The sequence below is a fragment of the Enterobacter cloacae complex sp. 394F7 genome, assembly GCF_057320385.1.
The window spans coordinates 14,999-33,074 of record NZ_JBXWCS010000002.1; the positions used below are offsets into that span (position 1 = coordinate 14,999).

Below are 18,076 nucleotides of genomic sequence, written 5' to 3' on the forward strand. Positions count from 1 at the left end.
CCGGATGATTAACGGCCACCCATGATGGCGATGTAATCCTGCGTCCAGCGGCTGTAAGGCACATATTTGCCGCCTTCGGCGATCGGGGTTTTCCAGAACTTGATTTTGTCAAAAGCGTCGTAACCGTTGGTTTCACAGCCTTTCTCACCCAGCAGCGTACTGGCCTTACACCCTTGCGCCACCACCGGCAGAGAGCCAAACCACGCCGCCAGATCGCCCTGCACTTTTGGCGTCAGCGACCAGTTCATCCATTTGTAAGCACACATCGGGTGTTTTGCCTGAGCGTGAAGCATGGTGGTGTCTGCCCAGCCCGTGACGCCCTCTTTCGGGAAGACGGTCGCGATCGGCTGGTTTTCGGCTTTCAGGGCATTCGCCTGGTATGGCCAGGCGCTGGACGCCACCACGCCTTCATTCTTAAAGTCGCTCATCTGTACGGTGGTGTCATGCCAGTAGCGGTGGATCAGGGCGTGCTGATCGCGTAGCACTTTCAGAACCGCTGCGTACTGTTCTTCCGTCAGCTGGTAGGGGTCGTTAATACCCAACTGGGGTTGAGTGGCCTTCACAAACAGTGCCGCATCGGCAATGTAAATCGGCCCGTCATAGGCCTGCACGCGGCCCTGGTTGGTTTTACCGTCCGGTAAGTCCTGTTTTACAAACACCACGCTCCAGCTGTCCGGCGGTGTCGGGAAGGTTTTGGTGTTGTACATCAGCAGGTTTGGCCCCCACTGATACGGCGTGCCGTAGACGTTGCCGCCCACGTTAAACCATTCACCTTTAACGAGGCGCGGGTCGAGGGTTTTCCAGTTGGGGATGAGTTCCGGGTTAATCGGCTGAACGCGTTTGCCCATAATCAGACGGAGCGACGCATCTCCTGACGCGGTGACCAGGTCATACCCGCCTTTCGCCATCAGGCTCACCATCTCGTCCGACGTGGCGGCGGTTTTGACGTTTACCGCACAGCCGGTCTCTTTTTCAAACTGGGTTACCCAGTCATAATTTTTATCCGTTTGTCCCCGCTCGATGTAACCCGGCCAGGCAATAATATCCAGCCGACCCTCTCCGTCGCCAATCGCTTTCGGTGGCTCGGCGGCTTGCGCGGTCATTATGGCCATACCAAGCGCACACAGGCTGCTGCGGGCAAATTTTTTGCTCATAAACATTACTCCAGTCGCAATGAAAATTTAGCGGCAGCCGTGCCGTAAATATATCTCCCTCATTAAACGTAGACCGCGCAAATGCCCCGCACCGTGCGGCTTAAGGAAATTTCATCAAGGTGTGACCGAGGGCGCATTCCCCGTTAACTGGATTATAGACAAGGGGTTAGGCGTGAGAGGTGGTATGCAGATTTCGTATGATGCGACGCAGCAAAATGGTCGCCGCGGCGGCAAAAAGATAAGCAATGATTATTTAGCGAGAGACCGGAATCGTTATTTCAACATGCTGCTGATTAATTTCCCTAACTGAATAACGGCCTGCTCTTCCCGCTCTCCCCATGCCCAGGAGGTATTAAAACGGAAAAAAGGTGTCCAGACATCTGAGGTGGAAAACATCTTGCCTGGGGCAATACTGATGTGATGGCGTAACGCCTGTTCGCTTAACAGTCCTGCATCCAGCTGTGCCGGAAGCTCCAGCCACAAAAAGTAGCCGCTGTCGTTATGATGGATTTTGACGCCCGGCGGCATATGGCGCAAAAGTGACTGCCACGCCTGCTGTTTACGCTCGGCCAGCGTACGTCGCAGGCGGCGAAGATGGGCGTCGTAGCGTTTGGTCGCGAGGTAATCCACCAGCGCCAGCTGCATCGGGGAACTGGTAGAGAGCGTGCTCATCAGCTGAAGCTGCTGAATGCGCCGCGCATGTTTACCCGCCGCTACCCAGCCGATGCGAAAACCGGCCACCAGACATTTCGAAAACGAGGAGCAGTGCAGCGTCATGTCCTGACGATCCCATGCTTTCGCCGGGAGCGGCTTTTCACGGCCAAAATAGAGCTCGCTGTAGACATCATCTTCAATCAGCGTGACGTTGTGCCTCGTCAGCAGCGCCACAAGCTGCGCTTTTTTCTCCAGGCTGAGCGTAAAGCCAAGCGGATTTTGACTGTTGGTCATTATCCAGCAGGCCTTGACCGGGTAGTCATTCAGCGCCTGTTCAAGGGCATTGAGATCGATTCCCTCGCGCACGTCCGTCGCAATCGACAGGGCCTTCAACTTCAGGCGTTCCAGCGCCTGCAGCGCGCCGTAGAAACAGGGGTTTTCGACAATCACCCAGTCCCCTGGCTCGGTCACCGCCTGGAGACTCAAGTTCAGCGCTTCGAGCGCGCCTGCGGTGATCACGATCTCCTCCGGTGAGATATTCATCCCCTGCTGTGCATAGCGGCGGGCAATGGCGTGGCGCAAATCGACATTACCCGGCGGCAGGTTTTCAATCACGCTCATCGCCGTCGCGGTTTTGCTGACGTTCGCCAGCGAGCGGTTGAGTTGCTGAAGCGGGAAAAGACGCGGGTCGGGAAAGGCGGAAGCGAAAGGAACAACCGACGGGTCGCGGCTGGCCTGCAGAACGTCGAAGATATAGGTGTTGATGTCCACCGCTTCGTCGCGCATGACCTGTGCAGGTGGCGCTGGCTGTTGTGCGGTCGGGCGCGAGGCAACGTAATAGCCCGACTGCGGTCTGGCGACAATGCGCCCCTGACTTTCCAGCATCTGATACGCGTGGCCCACGGTCATAAAACTCATGCCGCTGCTCGCCACCTGCTCTCGCAGAGAAGGCAGCTTATCGCCCGGCAACCATACGCCAAGCTCAATCTGCGAGATAATTTGTTGCGCCAGACGCTGGTATTTTTTCATCAGATTCTCCTTAATGCCGACAGTGTATATCAGCAGGAGAAAAAGAGAAGATTTTGCTAACTGTTATGGTTTATGAAATGAATTACTTACGGTACTCGGTCACATGATTGTGTGCGAGACGCGCCGCGGCCAGATGGTCGAGTGTAATCATTGGCGATTTGCAAAAGATGCATTTTGCGCCGAAGGGATTTTTCTCAGACACATCAAAGGCTGAAGTACGGTACTGCGAGCCATGACAGCATGGGCAGCGAAAATGGATATAAGAAGTCATAGGATTCTCCTGTAAACGTAAAAACGTAAATTACTCATGAGCCGATCAGGCGATAATGGTTTGAAACAAAACTAATCGGAATGTAGATAAAGACCCAAGAGAGGCTGCGGAGAGGCACAACGTGATGAGAACTGCTTTATAAAACTACGTCAGATATTTATTTGGACTCAAAACCAGAAGACCATTAACGCACGGTGCCGACGACAAAGCAAGCGGTTTAATGCATAAAATTCATTAAAAAAATATTTTTATGCCCTATAAGTAAGTATATCAGATGGCAAAAGCGGGAGCTTTTTGCCAACTGTTATGGTTAAATTTCGCGTTTCTGCGTCTGATAGTCTGATCTGCGCCTCTGTACCATAACAGCACACCGTTTGACATTGAGGCTGTGCATGTTTGGTTTAGATGCTTTTCACCTTGCACGGATACAGTTTGCCTTTACCGTATCCTTCCACATTATTTTCCCGGCAATCACTATCGGCCTGGCAAGCTATCTTGCTGTGCTTGAAGGGCTGTGGCTGAAAACAAAAAATCCGGTCTGGCGATCGCTGTACCACTTCTGGTCCAGGATTTTTGCCGTTAACTTTGGCATGGGCGTGGTCTCCGGGCTGGTGATGGCGTATCAGTTTGGCACTAACTGGAGTGGATTTTCGCAGTTTGCGGGCAGCATTACCGGCCCGCTTCTGACCTATGAAGTGCTGACCGCCTTTTTCCTTGAGGCCGGATTCCTCGGCGTGATGCTGTTCGGCTGGAATAAAGTCGGGCCTGGGCTGCACTTCTTCGCCACCTGTATGGTAGCGCTGGGGACAATTATCTCCACCTTCTGGATCCTCTCCTCCAACAGCTGGATGCAGACCCCACAGGGCTATGAGATCGTCAACGGGCAGGTCGTTCCGGTAGACTGGTTTGCCGTGGTCTTTAACCCCTCCTTCCCTTATCGTCTGCTGCATATGTCGATAGCCGCCTTCCTCAGTAGCGCCCTGTTTGTTGGCGCATCGGCGGCATGGCATCTGCTGCGCGGAAACAATACGCCTGCCATCCGCGCTATGTTTTCTATGGCGCTGTGGATGACCCTGATTGTGGCCCCCATCCAGGCAATGGTCGGTGATATGCACGGGCTGAACACCTTAAAGCATCAGCCTGCCAAAATCGCCGCCATTGAGGGGCACTGGGAAAACCCACCGGGGGAACCTACCCCGCTACTGCTGTTTGGCTGGCCGGATATGGAACTGGAGCGCACCCGCTTTGGCCTTGAGATCCCCGCTCTTGGCAGCCTTATCCTGACGCACAGTCTGGATAAACAGGTTCCGGCGCTCAAGGAGTTCCCGAAGGAAGATCGTCCAAACTCCACCATTGTCTTCTGGTCGTTCCGCATTATGGCGGGCTTAGGCATGCTAATGCTGCTGCTCGGCGTGGTGGCGCTCTGGTTGCGCTATAAAAAGCGCGTTTACACCTCGCGCCCCTTCCTGTGGTTTGCCCTGCTGATGGGGCCTTCAGGGTTGATCGCCATACTGGCCGGATGGGTGACCACCGAGGTGGGACGCCAGCCGTGGGTCGTCTATGGGCTTCAACGTACCCGGGATGCGGTATCCGCTCATGGCGATCTGCATATGAGCGTCAGTTTGCTGGCTTTCTTCGTTGTTTACACCTCGGTCTTCGGCGTCGGTTACAGCTATATGGTGCGCCTGATTAAAAAAGGGCCTCAGCCTCACGAATCGTTCGCCACCGAGGCCGATGGACGTCCGGCACGCCCGCTTTCCGCAGTTACCACTGGCAATAAGGAGCAGCCATAATGGGTATCGATCTTTCCATTATCTGGTTTGTCATCATCGTCTTCGCGACGCTGATGTATATCGTGATGGACGGTTTTGATCTGGGGATCGGCATTCTGTTCCCGATGACGCAAAACCCGGACGATCGCGATGTGATGGTCAACAGCGTCGCCCCGGTCTGGGACGGGAATGAAACCTGGCTGGTGCTGGGTGGCGCTGCCCTCTTCGGTGCCTTTCCGCTGGCCTACGCGGTGATTATCGATGCCCTCACCATTCCGCTGACATTAATGCTGATCGGTCTTATTTTTCGTGGCGTGGCGTTTGAGTTTCGTTTTAAAGCAACGCCAGCGCACCGTCCGTTCTGGGATAAGGCCTTTATTGGCGGTTCACTTCTGGCGACGTTTACCCAGGGCGTGACGGTGGGTGCCGTCATAAACGGGTTTGCCGTCACCGGGCGTGCCTATACCGGCGGTCCCTTTGACTGGTTTACCGCGTTTAACCTGTTCTGTGGCGCGGGTCTGGTGGTGGCCTATGCGCTGCTGGGCGCCACCTGGCTGGTGATGAAAAGTGAAAATGCCCTGCAACAGCGGATGCGCGAAGTTTCTAAAATGCTCTTAATTGTGCTGCTGGCCGTTATCGCGGCGATCAGTCTCTGGACCCCGCTGGCGCACCCGGCCATCGCCGCGCGCTGGTTTACGCTACCTAATTTGTTTTACCTGTTGCCGGTTCCGGCTCTGGTCGTCCTGCTGAGTCTGTATCTGTGGCGCTGCCTGAATAATCGGCAAAGCCATAACCGGCCATTTATCCTGACGCTGGGGCTTATTTTTCTCGGCTTTAGCGGGCTTGGGATCAGCATCTGGCCGCATATTATTCCACCGTCGATCACCCTGTGGCAGGCGGCCGCGCCGACACAAAGTCAGGGCTTTATGCTGGTAGGTGCGTTGTTGATCATTCCCGTGATTCTGGTCTACACCTTCTGGAGTTACTACGTATTTCGCGGAAAAGTACAGCATGGGGAGGGTTATCACTGATGCAACAGCCTGTCTGGAAACGATTGCTGTGGCTGGCCATTATCTGGGGCGGCAGCGTACTGGCGCTGGCGGCTGTCAGTATGTTCTTCCGCATGCTGATGACGGCCGCCGGGTTTAAATCTCACTGATCTTGTCCCGGGCAACCGCTGCGTTGCCCGGTCTTCTTCCCGCACTTTCAGATAAACCCCATTAACGCACGCCAGCGTATCGTTAAACTGGTAAATGATTCACAGTATTTATAGTTCGAGAAGAAAAATGAAAAAACTCATTGCGTTAAGTGTTATCAGTCTTGTCCTCGCCGGCTGCGTTAATCCGGGTAAAGCGTCTGTTCAGCCGGAGCAGCTAAAGAACCACCGCTTTGTGCTGGAAAATGTGGACGGGAAAGCCGTGAAGGCCACGACAACGCAACCTGAGATCAGTTTTAGCGCGTTGCCCGATATCAGCCTGGTTAATAACATCAGCATTTCCGGCGTGATGTGTAACCGCTTCAACGGACAGGGAAAATTGTCCGAAGGGGAACTTAAGGTCAAAGGGCTGGCGATGACGCGCAAACTCTGTACCGAACCACAATTGAACGAGCTGGATCAGGCCATCGGCGACATGCTGCGCAAAGGGGCGCAGGTCGACCTGACTGAAGACCAGTTAACGCTGGCGACAGCCGACAAAACGCTGATGTTTAAACGCGCTGAATAATCAGTAGCTACCGCAGGATCCAACGGCAAGCGACTGTTCACTACAACGTTTGCCGTTTGGCAAGGCGCACATCCCGATCGCAGAGCCATCGAGCTGGCGGGCAACCGACAGTGAGCCACCAATCATCGCGCAGTTAGCTTGTCCAGAACTGGACATCGCGGCTTTCATTCCCGGCGTTACGTGTGCCGCCGTGGCCTGCTGAACAGGTTCGTTACTACAGGCCGACAGCAATAACGCGGCACACCCTACCCAAAACGCTGAACGCATGCTCTCTCTCCCATGAATAATGCGAAACCTATGCATAATAGGCATCACATCCCGTGCCGTCGAGAGCGGAAGTGCGTATTTATGCGCTGCTGAAACAATTTCTCGCAATTTTTTTGGATATTGTTGAACCTGAAGCTGTTGGCAGTATATTACTGCCTTACTCTTTGGGATTGCGTTAACAGGCTGGTTCATAAGGATAATAATCAATGCCGATTTACAATAAGTCGTTTTGCGTAGCCGTGCTCGCGCTGTGTTCTTTTCATGCCCGGGCTGAGCAGTGCTCACCCGAAAGCGTAAACAAAAATAAAACCAATAATTTCATTCTACTGCAACAGCAAATTAATGGAGCAATACCTAAAACGATTGAGACCAGGATTGAGAGTCCGGACGGTTACATCCGTACAACAATAAATGCGAGTTACAACCGCTGTGGCGAACTTCTTGGCGGCAGTATGCTGGAGGTAAAAACAGCAACCTATCCTCAATCTGTTCTTGTGATTACCAGTGCGATAAAACTCAGTAAAGCGGATTACGGCTGGCGCATCCTTGTCGATGGCAAAGGCATCGGAACGGACAAGCGCAACCAAAAATCGACACTGTTATTCCGTCATAATGTTGAAGGTATGTATTTGCTAAACAAAAAAGGGATTATCAGTAAAGCAGTTAACCGCGGCATCATTACTGCCACAACGCCGGGGGAGAAAGATCGAACCAGCATGGGCACCATTCTGTATACCCTCAATACAACAGGGGCTCTTACCCGTTCAGAAAACAAAAGTAACCTGGCGATTGAGAATTACCGCACGGAGTACGAGTACGACACGCATCATCGCCTGACAAAAAGGTACACACCTAACGTCGTGGATGAGTATGTTTACGATGATGCAGGTCGCCAGCTGACCTGGACGAACACCGAGACCTATTACACTATCGAAAAAACGGTGAATACCTGTAAGGAATGGGACACTAACGGGGAATGTATCCAGGCGGATATCGACATCACTATCTCCTCACCAGATAACGACAAAGGCAAGGCTTTTGAGTACAAACATAAAGCAGCCATGACAGCGACTTATGAATACTGGAACTGAATTATTTAAGATTTAGAAGGGTTTTTCGCCAAAAGTTTGATCTACTCATTGATGGTGAGAATACCGAGGACACAAATGCGAAAATCGCAAAATCCGGCCTTTGCTAAAATAAGGGAATAATATTCAGGGTCTGACCAGGTTTACGGACCCCTCTTTTTTTGCGCAATGTAAGGGTGTCGTCCTATGCAAACTATTGACGGTAATGGTGCAGTCGCGTCAGTCGCGTTTCGCACCAGCGAAGTTATCGCCATCTACCCGATTACGCCAAGTTCTACAATGGCCGAACAGGCAGATGCCTGGGCAGGAAACGGGTTAAAAAATGTCTGGGGCGATGTCCCGAGAGTCGTCGAAATGCAGTCCGAAGCGGGTGCGATTGCCGCGGTGCATGGTGCGCTGCAGACGGGGGCGCTCTCCACATCGTTTACCTCCTCGCAGGGATTGCTGCTGATGATCCCGACGCTGTACAAACTGGCCGGTCAACTTACCCCGTTTGTCCTGCACGTCGCGGCACGAACCGTTGCTACCCACGCGCTCTCCATTTTTGGCGATCACTCCGACGTGATGGCCGTGCGTCAGACCGGCTGCGCCATGCTGTGCGCCAGCAGCGTCCAGGAGGCCCAGGATTTCGCGTTAATTTCCCATATCGCGACGCTGAAAAGCCGCGTGCCGTTTATTCACTTCTTTGATGGTTTCCGCACCTCCCACGAAATCAACAAAATCGTGCCGCTGGCAGACGACACCCTTCTCTCGCTTCTGCCGCAGGCGGACATTGATGCCCATCGCGCCCGCGCACTCAACCCGGAACATCCGGTGATCCGCGGGACATCGGCCAACCCGGATACTTACTTCCAGTCCCGCGAGGCGACGAACCCGTGGTACAACGCGGTGTACAACCATGTGGAACAGGCGATGAACGATTTCGCTGCCGCCACCGGACGGGAATATAAACCGTTTGAATATTATGGCCATCCACAGGCGGAACGCGTGATTGTGCTGATGGGTTCAGCCATTGGCACCTGTGAAGAAGTCGTGGATGAACTGCTGACGCGCGGCGAGAAAGTTGGGGTGTTGAAAGTTCGCCTCTTCCGCCCGTTCTCAGCGAAACATCTGCTCTCTGCGCTGCCGGAGAGCGCACGAAGCGTGGCCGTGCTCGATCGTACCAAAGAGCCTGGCGCACACGCAGAACCGCTGTATCTGGACGTCATGACCGCACTGGCGGAAGCCTTCAGTAACGGCGAGCGCGAAACGCTGCCGCGTGTCATTGGCGGGCGTTATGGTTTGTCGTCCAAAGAGTTCGGTCCGGATTGCGTGCTGGCGGTGTTTAATGAGCTGAGTGAAACGAAGCCGAAGCCTCGCTTTACGGTCGGTATTTATGACGATGTCACTCATCTCTCACTGGCCTTGCCGGAAAACACCCTGCCCTCCGGCGCGAAACTTGAGGCACTGTTCTACGGTCTGGGCAGCGACGGCAGCGTTTCGGCAACCAAGAACAACATCAAGATCATCGGTAATTCCACACCGTGGTATGCACAGGGTTATTTCGTCTACGACTCCAAGAAAGCCGGCGGGCTGACCGTGTCCCATCTGCGCGTCAGCGAACACCCTATCCGCTCCGCGTATCTCATTTCGCAGGCTGATTTTGTCGGCTGTCACCAGCTGCAGTTTATCGATAAATACCAGATGGCCGAACGTCTCAAACCTGGCGGTATTTTCCTGCTCAACACACCGTACAGTGCGGATGAAGTCTGGGCGCGCCTGCCGCAGGAAGTGCAGGCGGTGCTTAATCAGAAAAAAGCGCGGCTTTTTGTCATTAACGCGGCGAAGATCGCCCGCGAATGTGGTCTTGCCGCGCGCATCAACACCGTCATGCAGATGGCGTTCTTCCACCTGACAAACATTCTGCCGGGCGACAGCGCCTTAATGGAACTGCAGGGCGCGATCGCCAAAAGTTACAGCAGTAAAGGCCAGGAATTGGTTGAACGCAACTGGCAAGCCCTGGCGCTGGCGCGCGAGTCGCTGTCTGAAGTACCGCTCCAGCCGGTGAATGCCAGCAGCCCGAACCGTCCTCCGGTGGTTTCTGATGCGGCTCCAGATTTTGTTAAAACCGTAACGGCGGCCATGCTGGCGGGGCTGGGCGATGCCCTTCCCGTCTCCGCCCTGCCGCCGGATGGCACCTGGCCGATGGGCACCACCCGCTGGGAAAAACGCAACATCGCCGAAGAGATCCCAATCTGGAAGGAAGAGCTGTGTACCCAGTGCAATCACTGTGTGGCAGCGTGCCCGCACTCTGCCATCCGGGCCAAAGTCGTTTCTCCGGACGCGATGGAATCGGCCCCATCCAGCCTGCATTCGCTGGATGTGAAATCCCGCGATATGCGCGGACAGAAATACGTTCTGCAGGTTGCACCAGAAGATTGCACCGGCTGTAACCTCTGCGTTGAGGTCTGCCCGGCCAAAGACCGACAGAACCCGGAAATCAAAGCCATCAATATGATGTCGCGGCTGGAACACGTGGAAGAAGAGAAAGTGAATTATGACTTCTTCCTGAACCTGCCGGAAATCGATCGGAGCAAGCTGGAGCGTATTGATATCCGTACCTCACAGCTGATCACGCCGCTGTTCGAATACTCTGGCGCCTGCTCCGGCTGCGGGGAAACACCGTACATCAAACTGCTGACGCAGCTGTACGGTGACCGGATGCTGATCGCCAACGCGACCGGCTGTTCGTCTATTTATGGCGGTAACCTGCCGTCCACCCCATACACCACCGACGCCAACGGTCGCGGCCCGGCATGGGCGAATTCGCTGTTTGAGGATAACGCCGAATTTGGTCTTGGCTTCCGCTTAACGGTGGATCAGCACCGCGCACGCGTGATGCGCCTGCTGGATCAGTTTGCCGATAACATCCCTGCCGACCTGCACGCTGCGCTGCACGCTGAAGCCACCCCTGAGGTTCGTCGCGAACAGGTTACGGCGCTTCGTAATGCCCTTCAGGGCGTTGACGGCGCAGAACAACTGGTGACCGACGCTGACGCCCTGGTTGAAAAATCGATCTGGCTGATTGGCGGCGATGGCTGGGCGTATGACATTGGCTTTGGCGGGCTGGATCATGTGTTGAGCCTGACCGAGAACGTGAACATCCTGGTGCTGGATACCCAGTGTTATTCCAATACCGGCGGACAAGCATCAAAAGCCACGCCGTTAGGAGCGGTAACAAAATTTGGCGAACACGGGAAACGCAAGGCGCGTAAAGATCTCGGCGTCAGCATGATGATGTATGGCCACGTGTACGTTGCGCAAATCTCACTCGGCGCGCAGCTTAACCAGACGGTGAAAGCGATTCAGGAGGCGGAAGCGTATCCGGGCCCATCGCTTATCATCGCCTACAGCCCTTGCGAAGAGCATGGTTACGATCTGGCGCTCAGCCACGACCAGATGCGTCAGTTGACCGCCACGGGCTTCTGGCCGCTGTACCGCTTTGATCCTCGCCGGGCAGAGGAAGGCAAGCTGCCGCTGGCGCTCGATTCACGCCCTCCGTCAGATGCCCTGGCTGAGACACTGCTGCAGGAGCAACGCTTCCGTCGCCTCAATGCGCAACAGCCAGAGGTGGCTGAGCAGTTGTGGAAAGATGCCGCCGCCGATCTGCAAAAACGGTACGACTTCCTGGCGCAAATGGCCGGGAAAGCGGAAAAATCCACCAGCGAATAATCCCCATGCCCGGCTTGTCCGGGCATTTTTATGCCATAAAAAAAGCCCGGTGTATTCACACCGGGCCAGACCAAATAATCCCTGAGCATCACGTTAAATGAATAAATGATATTCATGAAAATTATGGATAATAATCTTAAAGGCATATAACGGGGCAGACATTACCTGATTTACTGCATGATTAATAATTTTAATTTATTATGTTTTTCACTAAAACATTCATCAAACAAATTAACATTACCGCAGAAGAATTCCCTTTAGATTTTACTCACTTCGTAACAATTATAATTTATTACTCTTTCAGCGGAGTGATTTAGCATGTGACAACTCTCCGCAAAGGAAAGTTCAACAGGTAATTAAATAAAAACAACCGCAAAGGAATACCATAATGCAAAGAAAAGTACTGGCCCTGATGATTCCGGCTCTGTTAATGGCTGGCGCTGCGCATGCAGCAGAGATTTATAATAAGGATGGCAATAAATTAGATCTGTACGGAAAAGTAGATGGTTTGCACTACTTCTCTGATGACACGTCTAAAGACGGCGATCAGACCTATATGCGTTTGGGTTTCAAGGGCGAGACCCAGATCAACGACATGATGACCGGCTACGCACAGTGGGAATACAACATTCAGGCAAATAACACCGAAGGGTCTGACAACCAGTCCTGGACACGTCTGGCCTTCGCCGGTGTGAAAGTGGGTGACTACGGTTCCTTTGACTACGGCCGTAACTATGGCGTTCTGTACGACGTGGAAGGCTGGACCGATATGCTGCCAGAGTTCGGCGGCGACTCTTACACCTATGCCGATAACTTTATGACCGGTCGTGCCAATGGCGTAGCAACCTACCGCAACACCGATTTCTATGGTCTGGTGCCGGGTCTGAACTTTGCTCTGCAGTATCAGGGTAATAACGAAGATGCCAGCAATAACCAGGAAGGGACCAATAATGGTCGCGACACGCGTCATGAGAACGGTGACGGCTTCGGTATTTCTACCACCTATGATTTCGGTATGGGAATTTCAGCGGGGGCGGCCTATACCTCTTCTGACCGTACCAACGATCAGGTGAGAAATACCACCGCGGGCGGGGATAAAGCGGATGCCTGGACCGCGGGTCTGAAATATGACGCCAACAATATCTATCTGGCGGCCATGTATTCTGAAACCCGCAATATGACCCCTTACGGCGACAATGAAAGCGCCGTGGCGAATAAAACCCAGAACTTTGAAGTTACCGCACAATACCAGTTCGATTTTGGTCTGCGTCCGGCAATTTCCTACCTGCAGTCGAAAGGTAAAGACCTGGGCAACGGTCAGGGCGATCAGGACCTGGTTAAATATGCCGACGTAGGCGCAACCTATTACTTCAACAAAAACATGTCCACCTATGTGGATTATAAAATCAACCTGCTGGATGAAGATGACAGCTTCTACAAAAACAACGGTATCGGTACCGATGATGTCGTTGCATTAGGCCTGGTTTACCAGTTCTGATGATCAGAGCCCGCAGCATCATGCGGGCTCACCTTTTTTGAGGTTAGTCGCACAACAGCACGCTATCGCGAGATTGTTGAGGATAAGTTGAAAGACTGCGGGTTAGACTGCGCAGATATCCCCCTCATCATTAAGGATAACTGTGTTGTTTGGTCGTGTATCCCTTGCCCTACTGGCTCTTTTAGCGTGTTTGTGGATGGCGTTAATTTTCGATTTCCGCGATATTGTTGGGCACCTCGGCACGCTCTTAAATCATCTCGACAGGCATTAACAGTGAGCCTTTGAAAACAAAAAGCCACCAGCAGTGCCGGTGGCCGTGATACCCTTCGTGAATGCTATTTTTTCACGGGCTGAGGCTTTTTATCCCCTGATTCAGGCGCCTCACGTGGGTCGTCTTTTTCAACACTAAGCATAATGTCTCCTCTTTAAGATACCCACTTCCCACTATAGCCAGCGTTAGCACAATGTGGCCAGGCGGCTAGGACGCTTGTGTTGGCGCGCGTTTGCGAAAAGAGAGATAGCCAAAGACCCCACTTTCGCCATCCGCAGGATGGTTAACCCCATCCATCACCGTCACTTCCGCGAAATCGAACGGAGAGACGTTTTCAAAACAGGCGACATTTACACCGTATTCATTGGGATTGGAACGCCGCTGATGGAAGGTATAAATCCCGCAGACCGAGCAGAAGAAATGCCGGGCTGTACCGGTGTTAAAGCGGTACTCCGTAAGTTTATCCTCGCCTTTGGTGACGGTAATACCAGTTAACGGTGCAGAGACCACAACCGCCCCTCTCATCCGACAAAACGAACAGCTACAGCGACGGGCGGTATTTAACCCATCGGTTAACGCAACGGTGAATGCCACTGCACCACAATGGCATTGGGCATGACGGATTTCTGCCATCGTTTACACCCCTTTTCTTACCAGTTCAGCGGCCTTGACGAACACCTCATCCTCTACGCCGTCACCCTTTTGCCTGCCGAGTCTTAGCAGTTCATCAACAATGCTGTTACGATCGATCGGTTTCTGTGCCGAAACAAGCCCGATAACGGCAGCACCAATCGCCAGCCCAACTAACCCGGTTTGTTCATCTTTGTTCTTCATGTTCATGCTCCTGATACCACAAACAAGCGTAGCAGGATTTTAAAAACGCGGTGTCAGACCGTATTTCGGCGATTTGATATTTGCGGCCCAAATCTTGATATCGTTTTGCAGGAGAAGGGTGAAATCTGAATTCAGATGCGTCACCAGGGCATTGACGCTGGTTGCATCGACCACTGAAAAATGTTCAATTCTGTTCGACCCAACCTGAACACAGTAATATCTGGCGGGCAGCACTTTACCATTCACATTAAGCGGCAGCGTATTTTTTCCGCATTGACCTTCGGTGATGTATGAAACCACCAGATTAGCGGATTTTTTCCCGGGCTGAGATACGCTGACCATTACCGGAAAACCTTCCGACGTCTGCGTCATGTCATAAAGAACGGCATTTTTTATATACCAGGTATTATATTCCCGCTCCTGAAACGTCGACCAGCCAGGCGCTGAATAAAACATCAGCGCTGCCAGCATAATACATTTTATTTTCATGAGATGCTGTCGTCCGTGTTGTTGCACGTATTATTCAGAACGGACAAAAAACAGCAACCCACCAGGATTTGGCCTACTACTATTGGCAGTAATGATGCTCAATAGCGAACAACAAAACCAAAATGATACAGCGCCAACGTGGCCAAGATGCTCACGACCACAGACATCAAAAACCAGGTTTTGAACGGCTGCTTTTGCGTTTTATGGCGAAAGATCTGTTGACCCATAATGGCGCCGGGCCACCCGCCCACAACGCCGAAGACCAGTAAGGTTACTTCAGGTATTCTGCGCATTCCTTTCCGTGCTGCCATTTTATCGGCGCCGTAAATAACCATAGTCAGGACGTTAATGAGCAGGAACCATATGGCTACGGGCCAGGCGGAAAAGAGACTGCCGATAGCAGTACAGAGCAGCAGAAAAAAACAAAATTTATTCAATGTGTTAGGTCCAATCACAGGATATGTAAGCGTATTCAGAGAAGGCATTATACGGTATCTTGCGCATGAATCAGGTTTGGGTGACATTACGGGATACCCCGCTTTTGCAAGCGGGGTAAAAGCGTGAATGTGACTTAATTGTTTGACGCACCGAATTGCATTTTGTGAAGCTGTGCGTACACCCCATTGTGAGTCACCAATTCCGCATGGCTTCCGCGTTCAACGATAACGCCATCTTCAACAACAATGATTTCGTCAGCTTTTTCGACAGTCGACAGACGATGCGCAATCACCAGTGACGTACGGTTCTTTTGCAGTTCCTCGAGTGCAGACTGTATAGCGCGTTCCGATTCCGTATCCAGGGCTGACGTTGCTTCATCAAGGATGAGTATTGGACTGTCCCGCAACAGTGCGCGTGCAATAGCGATACGTTGCCGTTGCCCACCAGAAAGCAGTACCCCGTTTTCACCGATGATGGTATCAAGACCGTTATCCATCTTGTTGATAAAGTCCATCGCATTTGCCATACGCGCGGCATTCTCGATCTGGTCACGGGTGTACTGCTCCTTACGACCGTAGGCGATGTTGTTGGCAACCGTGTCGTTGAACAGGTGGACATTTTGCGAAACCAGCGCCACCTGGTTACGAAGCGACTGAAGGGTATATTCTCGCAGGTCGTGGCCGTCCAGCAGAATTTCACCTTCATCAATATCATAAAATCGCGTCATCAGGCTGGCGATGGTTGATTTACCCGAGCCGGAACGTCCGACAAGGGCAACGGTCTTACCGGCAGGTATGTTCAGGCTGATATTGCGTAGCGCTGGGGCCTCACGTCCCGGATAGGTAAACGTCACATTGCGAAACGCCACGTCCGCTTTTGCGCGTTCAAGTACACGCTTACCTTCATCTTTTTCCTGTTCGGAATCAAGAATAGTGAACAGCGTCTGGCAAGCGGCCATCCCGCGCTGGAACTGTGCGTTCACATTGGTCAGGGATTTAAGAGGCCGCATCAATGCAATCATCGATGTGAAAACGACGCTAATCGTTCCCGCCGTCAGGGTCGCCATAACACTCGGGAAGCTGGCAGCATAAAGAACAAACGCAAGTGCCAGGGAAGCAATAAGCTGAATAACAGGATCGGAGATTGACGATGCGGACATCATTTTCATTCCCTGCAAACGCATCTTATTGCTGACCTTATCAAAGCGTTTTGTTTCAACGTCCTGACCGCCGAAAATCAATACTTCTTTATGGCCTTTAAGCATCTGCTCAGCACTCGCCGTGACCTGCCCCATCGTATTCTGCATGCTTTTACTGATAGTGCGAAAGCGTTTGGACACCATACGAATAGTCACGGATATAACAGGTGCCAGTACAATCAGGATGATTGAGAGCTGCCAGCTATAGTAGAACATCATGGCGAACAAGCCGATAATTGACGCGCCCTCACGGATGACCGTTATCAGCGTACCTGATGACGAAGATGCGACTTGTTCGGAATCATAGGTAATACGCGACAGCAACGTCCCGGTTGACTGTTTGTCAAAAAACGACACAGGCATGCCCATCAAATGGCGGAACAATTTCCGGCGCACATCCATCACCACTTTGCCCGAGACCCAGGAAACGCAATAGCTGGAGATGAAGCTGGTAATACCGCGTAGCGTCATCAATCCGATAACCACAACCGACATCCATAACATGACAGAGCGGTCCATTTTGCCCACGCCATCATCCATTAACGGCTTTAGCAAAGACAGCATAAAAGGATCGCAGGCGGCATTTATCATTAATGCTAATGCCGCAACCAATAGCCCTTTCTTAAAAGGCGATATTATAGGCCAAAGACGGCGAAACGTGAGCCAGGTGGAAAGGTCTTTGTCAGTTTGCATACGGGAGCCTTAATAATGAGAGCCGTTGAGCATAACGTACAGTTTTAAAGGAACCACTGCACAACGGTATTAAGGGTATGTTGTGTTACTTCAACGAATATCTAACCACTCGCGAAAAATATTTTTTTGCCCTGTTCCGTTCATTATGTTTATTTTATTTTTAACTTTATTCCACCCTGTTATCCAACCATCCGTTAACATATCCCAACCCACAAAGAAATGAATAAAACAGAAGCAGATAAATCTTAATATTTACTGATTGCAGTTTCTTTCAACGCATATAAGTTTTCGCTTTGTGCATGTTGAACATTTGTTATAGTTACGACTAAAAGTAGCCACACTGTATATACGTGCTCCAGTTAAAAGACTGACAATCAGTAGCATTTTCAACCTGACGCACGTGAAACACTTCTCCTGCCGTATCTTTTATGCATGCTTCCTTCATTGATGTAAAAAGATGAAGATATAAGACACAACCCGCCAGGAAGCACCCAACTAAAAGACATACTTTTAAAACAGCCATCACCGTTTCCCTCCTGCTTTGTACGGGGAAAACAGCTTAATAGCCTGAAGATGAATAGACTCTCAACACAGTGCAGTTTAAGTGGCTATTCGTGCAGGTCACGCTAAAACTACGTATCAGCATGCAGGACCCCATCGTGAGGTCCTGGGTTGTTATCTACTACTTATGAAATCGCTGCGCTATGCAGCCTGAAGATGATAAGCAGAAATCAATAACGCCTGGTCGTGGTGACCGGTGCTCTGTCTGTCCAGTCGGGACGTTCACCAGCCATGATCGCCCGTTGCTGAGACGGTGTTACAGATTGCGTTATATCAGGCATTGGCTTATAAACCGGTTTTTCCGCAGGAGTGATAACCACATCAGAACTACACCCTGAGCACAATAAAATCATAAAACCAAAAGTACTTAAATTAAACACTTTCAACCCTTCCAGTGGGATATCATCTTAAGGGAATCGTTCGC

Annotated in this window: 17 protein-coding genes; 7 read left to right on the plus strand and 10 right to left on the minus strand. The window is 51.9% G+C overall.

What is annotated here, in order from left to right:
- Positions 1-8: 8 nt before the first annotated feature.
- From ydcS to ymcF, 3 genes are all read right to left on the minus strand, one after another.
- A complete protein-coding gene (ydcS, locus tag AC2FAK_RS02550) occupies positions 9-1,154 on the minus strand; it encodes a putative ABC transporter substrate-binding protein YdcS (RefSeq protein WP_014832084.1) in 1,146 nt (381 codons plus the stop codon).
- A 273-nt stretch (positions 1,155-1,427) separates the two neighbouring features.
- Positions 1,428-2,837, minus strand: a complete 1,410-nt coding sequence (locus AC2FAK_RS02555) for an aminotransferase-like domain-containing protein (RefSeq protein WP_023621162.1) — start codon at positions 2,835-2,837, stop codon at positions 1,428-1,430.
- 82 nt (positions 2,838-2,919) lie between these two features.
- Complete coding sequence (gene ymcF / locus AC2FAK_RS02560) at positions 2,920-3,108, minus strand: cold shock small protein YmcF (RefSeq protein WP_020689184.1); 189 nt, start codon at positions 3,106-3,108, stop codon at positions 2,920-2,922.
- A 392-nt stretch (positions 3,109-3,500) separates the two neighbouring features.
- Here ymcF and AC2FAK_RS02565 point away from each other — a divergent pair, with 392 nt between their 5' ends.
- The 4 genes from AC2FAK_RS02565 to hslJ all read left to right on the plus strand — a co-directional run bounded on the left by AC2FAK_RS02565 (position 3,501) and on the right by hslJ (position 6,604).
- Entirely contained in the window at positions 3,501-4,901 is a 1,401-nt protein-coding gene (locus AC2FAK_RS02565; protein WP_038419538.1) for a cytochrome ubiquinol oxidase subunit I, read from the plus strand.
- On the plus strand, positions 4,901-5,911 hold the full coding sequence (cydB, locus tag AC2FAK_RS02570; protein WP_038419539.1) for a cytochrome d ubiquinol oxidase subunit II: 1,011 nt from the start codon (positions 4,901-4,903) through the stop codon (positions 5,909-5,911). The genes AC2FAK_RS02565 and cydB overlap by 1 nt, the downstream gene beginning before the upstream one ends.
- Positions 5,911-6,039: a DUF2474 domain-containing protein gene (locus AC2FAK_RS02575; RefSeq protein WP_013096467.1), complete on the plus strand. Its 129-nt coding sequence runs from the start codon at positions 5,911-5,913 to the stop codon at positions 6,037-6,039. The genes cydB and AC2FAK_RS02575 overlap by 1 nt, the downstream gene beginning before the upstream one ends.
- Before the next feature lie 127 nt (positions 6,040-6,166).
- On the plus strand, positions 6,167-6,604 hold the full coding sequence (gene hslJ, locus AC2FAK_RS02580) for a heat shock protein HslJ (RefSeq protein ID WP_095454483.1): 438 nt from the start codon (positions 6,167-6,169) through the stop codon (positions 6,602-6,604).
- Here hslJ and AC2FAK_RS02585 read toward each other — a convergent pair whose 3' ends face one another.
- Positions 6,605-6,871 carry a putative hemolysin gene (locus tag AC2FAK_RS02585; protein WP_013096465.1) on the minus strand — a complete coding sequence of 89 codons (267 nt, stop codon included), beginning with the start codon at positions 6,869-6,871 and terminating at the stop codon, positions 6,605-6,607. It abuts the gene before it with no gap.
- 206 nt (positions 6,872-7,077) lie between these two features.
- Between AC2FAK_RS02585 and AC2FAK_RS02590 the strand changes: the two genes are divergently transcribed.
- From AC2FAK_RS02590 to ompC, 3 genes are all read left to right on the plus strand, one after another.
- The gene (locus AC2FAK_RS02590; protein ID WP_014832090.1) at positions 7,078-7,962 is read left to right on the plus strand and encodes a hypothetical protein; all 885 of its coding nucleotides are present in this window, start codon (positions 7,078-7,080) and stop codon (positions 7,960-7,962) included.
- Positions 7,963-8,145: 183 nt separating this feature from the next.
- A complete protein-coding gene (nifJ, locus tag AC2FAK_RS02595) occupies positions 8,146-11,670 on the plus strand; it encodes a pyruvate:ferredoxin (flavodoxin) oxidoreductase (protein ID WP_095454484.1) in 3,525 nt (1,174 codons plus the stop codon).
- A 388-nt stretch (positions 11,671-12,058) separates the two neighbouring features.
- Positions 12,059-13,168, plus strand: coding sequence for a porin OmpC (gene ompC, locus AC2FAK_RS02600; RefSeq protein WP_013096462.1), 1,110 nt, complete (start codon positions 12,059-12,061; stop codon positions 13,166-13,168).
- Between the two features lie 335 nt (positions 13,169-13,503).
- On the opposite strand, the gene AC2FAK_RS02605 is transcribed toward ompC, so the two are convergent.
- From AC2FAK_RS02605 to msbA, 6 genes are all read right to left on the minus strand, one after another.
- Positions 13,504-13,581 carry a hypothetical protein gene (locus tag AC2FAK_RS02605; protein WP_223232805.1) on the minus strand — a complete coding sequence of 26 codons (78 nt, stop codon included), beginning with the start codon at positions 13,579-13,581 and terminating at the stop codon, positions 13,504-13,506.
- 65 nt (positions 13,582-13,646) lie between these two features.
- Positions 13,647-14,072, minus strand: a complete 426-nt coding sequence (locus AC2FAK_RS02610) for a GFA family protein (RefSeq protein ID WP_095439512.1) — start codon at positions 14,070-14,072, stop codon at positions 13,647-13,649.
- A gap of 3 nt (positions 14,073-14,075) precedes the next feature.
- The gene (locus AC2FAK_RS02615) at positions 14,076-14,273 is read right to left on the minus strand and encodes a hypothetical protein (protein WP_013096459.1); all 198 of its coding nucleotides are present in this window, start codon (positions 14,271-14,273) and stop codon (positions 14,076-14,078) included.
- Between the two features lie 39 nt (positions 14,274-14,312).
- Positions 14,313-14,762: a hypothetical protein gene (locus tag AC2FAK_RS02620; RefSeq protein ID WP_048972251.1), complete on the minus strand. Its 450-nt coding sequence runs from the start codon at positions 14,760-14,762 to the stop codon at positions 14,313-14,315.
- Positions 14,763-14,860: 98 nt separating this feature from the next.
- Positions 14,861-15,247 (minus strand): DUF1294 domain-containing protein, encoded by a 387-nt coding sequence (locus tag AC2FAK_RS02625; RefSeq protein WP_048972250.1) that lies wholly within the window; start codon positions 15,245-15,247, stop codon positions 14,861-14,863.
- An 86-nt stretch (positions 15,248-15,333) separates the two neighbouring features.
- Positions 15,334-17,091, minus strand: a complete 1,758-nt coding sequence (msbA, locus tag AC2FAK_RS02630; protein WP_095454485.1) for a lipid A ABC transporter ATP-binding protein/permease MsbA — start codon at positions 17,089-17,091, stop codon at positions 15,334-15,336.
- Positions 17,092-18,076: the final 985 nt, after the last annotated feature.

Bases quoted from the DNA above. Each gene is read 5' to 3' on its own strand.
- cydB (WP_038419539.1), top strand. From the start codon at position 4,901: ATGGGTATCGATCTTTCCATTATCTGGTTTGTCATCATCGTCTTCGCG.
- AC2FAK_RS02610 (WP_095439512.1), bottom strand. From the start codon at position 14,072: ATGGCAGAAATCCGTCATGCCCAATGCCATTGTGGTGCAGTGGCATTC.
- AC2FAK_RS02585 (WP_013096465.1), bottom strand. From the start codon at position 6,871: ATGCGTTCAGCGTTTTGGGTAGGGTGTGCCGCGTTATTGCTGTCGGCC.
- msbA (WP_095454485.1), bottom strand. From the start codon at position 17,091: ATGCAAACTGACAAAGACCTTTCCACCTGGCTCACGTTTCGCCGTCTT.
- ydcS (WP_014832084.1), bottom strand. From the start codon at position 1,154: ATGAGCAAAAAATTTGCCCGCAGCAGCCTGTGTGCGCTTGGTATGGCC.
- AC2FAK_RS02605 (WP_223232805.1), bottom strand. From the start codon at position 13,581: ATGCTTAGTGTTGAAAAAGACGACCCACGTGAGGCGCCTGAATCAGGG.
- AC2FAK_RS02575 (WP_013096467.1), top strand. From the start codon at position 5,911: ATGCAACAGCCTGTCTGGAAACGATTGCTGTGGCTGGCCATTATCTGG.
- nifJ (WP_095454484.1), top strand. From the start codon at position 8,146: ATGCAAACTATTGACGGTAATGGTGCAGTCGCGTCAGTCGCGTTTCGC.
- AC2FAK_RS02620 (WP_048972251.1), bottom strand. From the start codon at position 14,762: ATGAAAATAAAATGTATTATGCTGGCAGCGCTGATGTTTTATTCAGCG.
- AC2FAK_RS02625 (WP_048972250.1), bottom strand. From the start codon at position 15,247: ATGCCTTCTCTGAATACGCTTACATATCCTGTGATTGGACCTAACACA.
- AC2FAK_RS02615 (WP_013096459.1), bottom strand. From the start codon at position 14,273: ATGAAGAACAAAGATGAACAAACCGGGTTAGTTGGGCTGGCGATTGGT.
- AC2FAK_RS02555 (WP_023621162.1), bottom strand. From the start codon at position 2,837: ATGAAAAAATACCAGCGTCTGGCGCAACAAATTATCTCGCAGATTGAG.
- hslJ (WP_095454483.1), top strand. From the start codon at position 6,167: ATGAAAAAACTCATTGCGTTAAGTGTTATCAGTCTTGTCCTCGCCGGC.
- AC2FAK_RS02565 (WP_038419538.1), top strand. From the start codon at position 3,501: ATGTTTGGTTTAGATGCTTTTCACCTTGCACGGATACAGTTTGCCTTT.
- ymcF (WP_020689184.1), bottom strand. From the start codon at position 3,108: ATGACTTCTTATATCCATTTTCGCTGCCCATGCTGTCATGGCTCGCAG.
- AC2FAK_RS02590 (WP_014832090.1), top strand. From the start codon at position 7,078: ATGCCGATTTACAATAAGTCGTTTTGCGTAGCCGTGCTCGCGCTGTGT.
- ompC (WP_013096462.1), top strand. From the start codon at position 12,059: ATGCAAAGAAAAGTACTGGCCCTGATGATTCCGGCTCTGTTAATGGCT.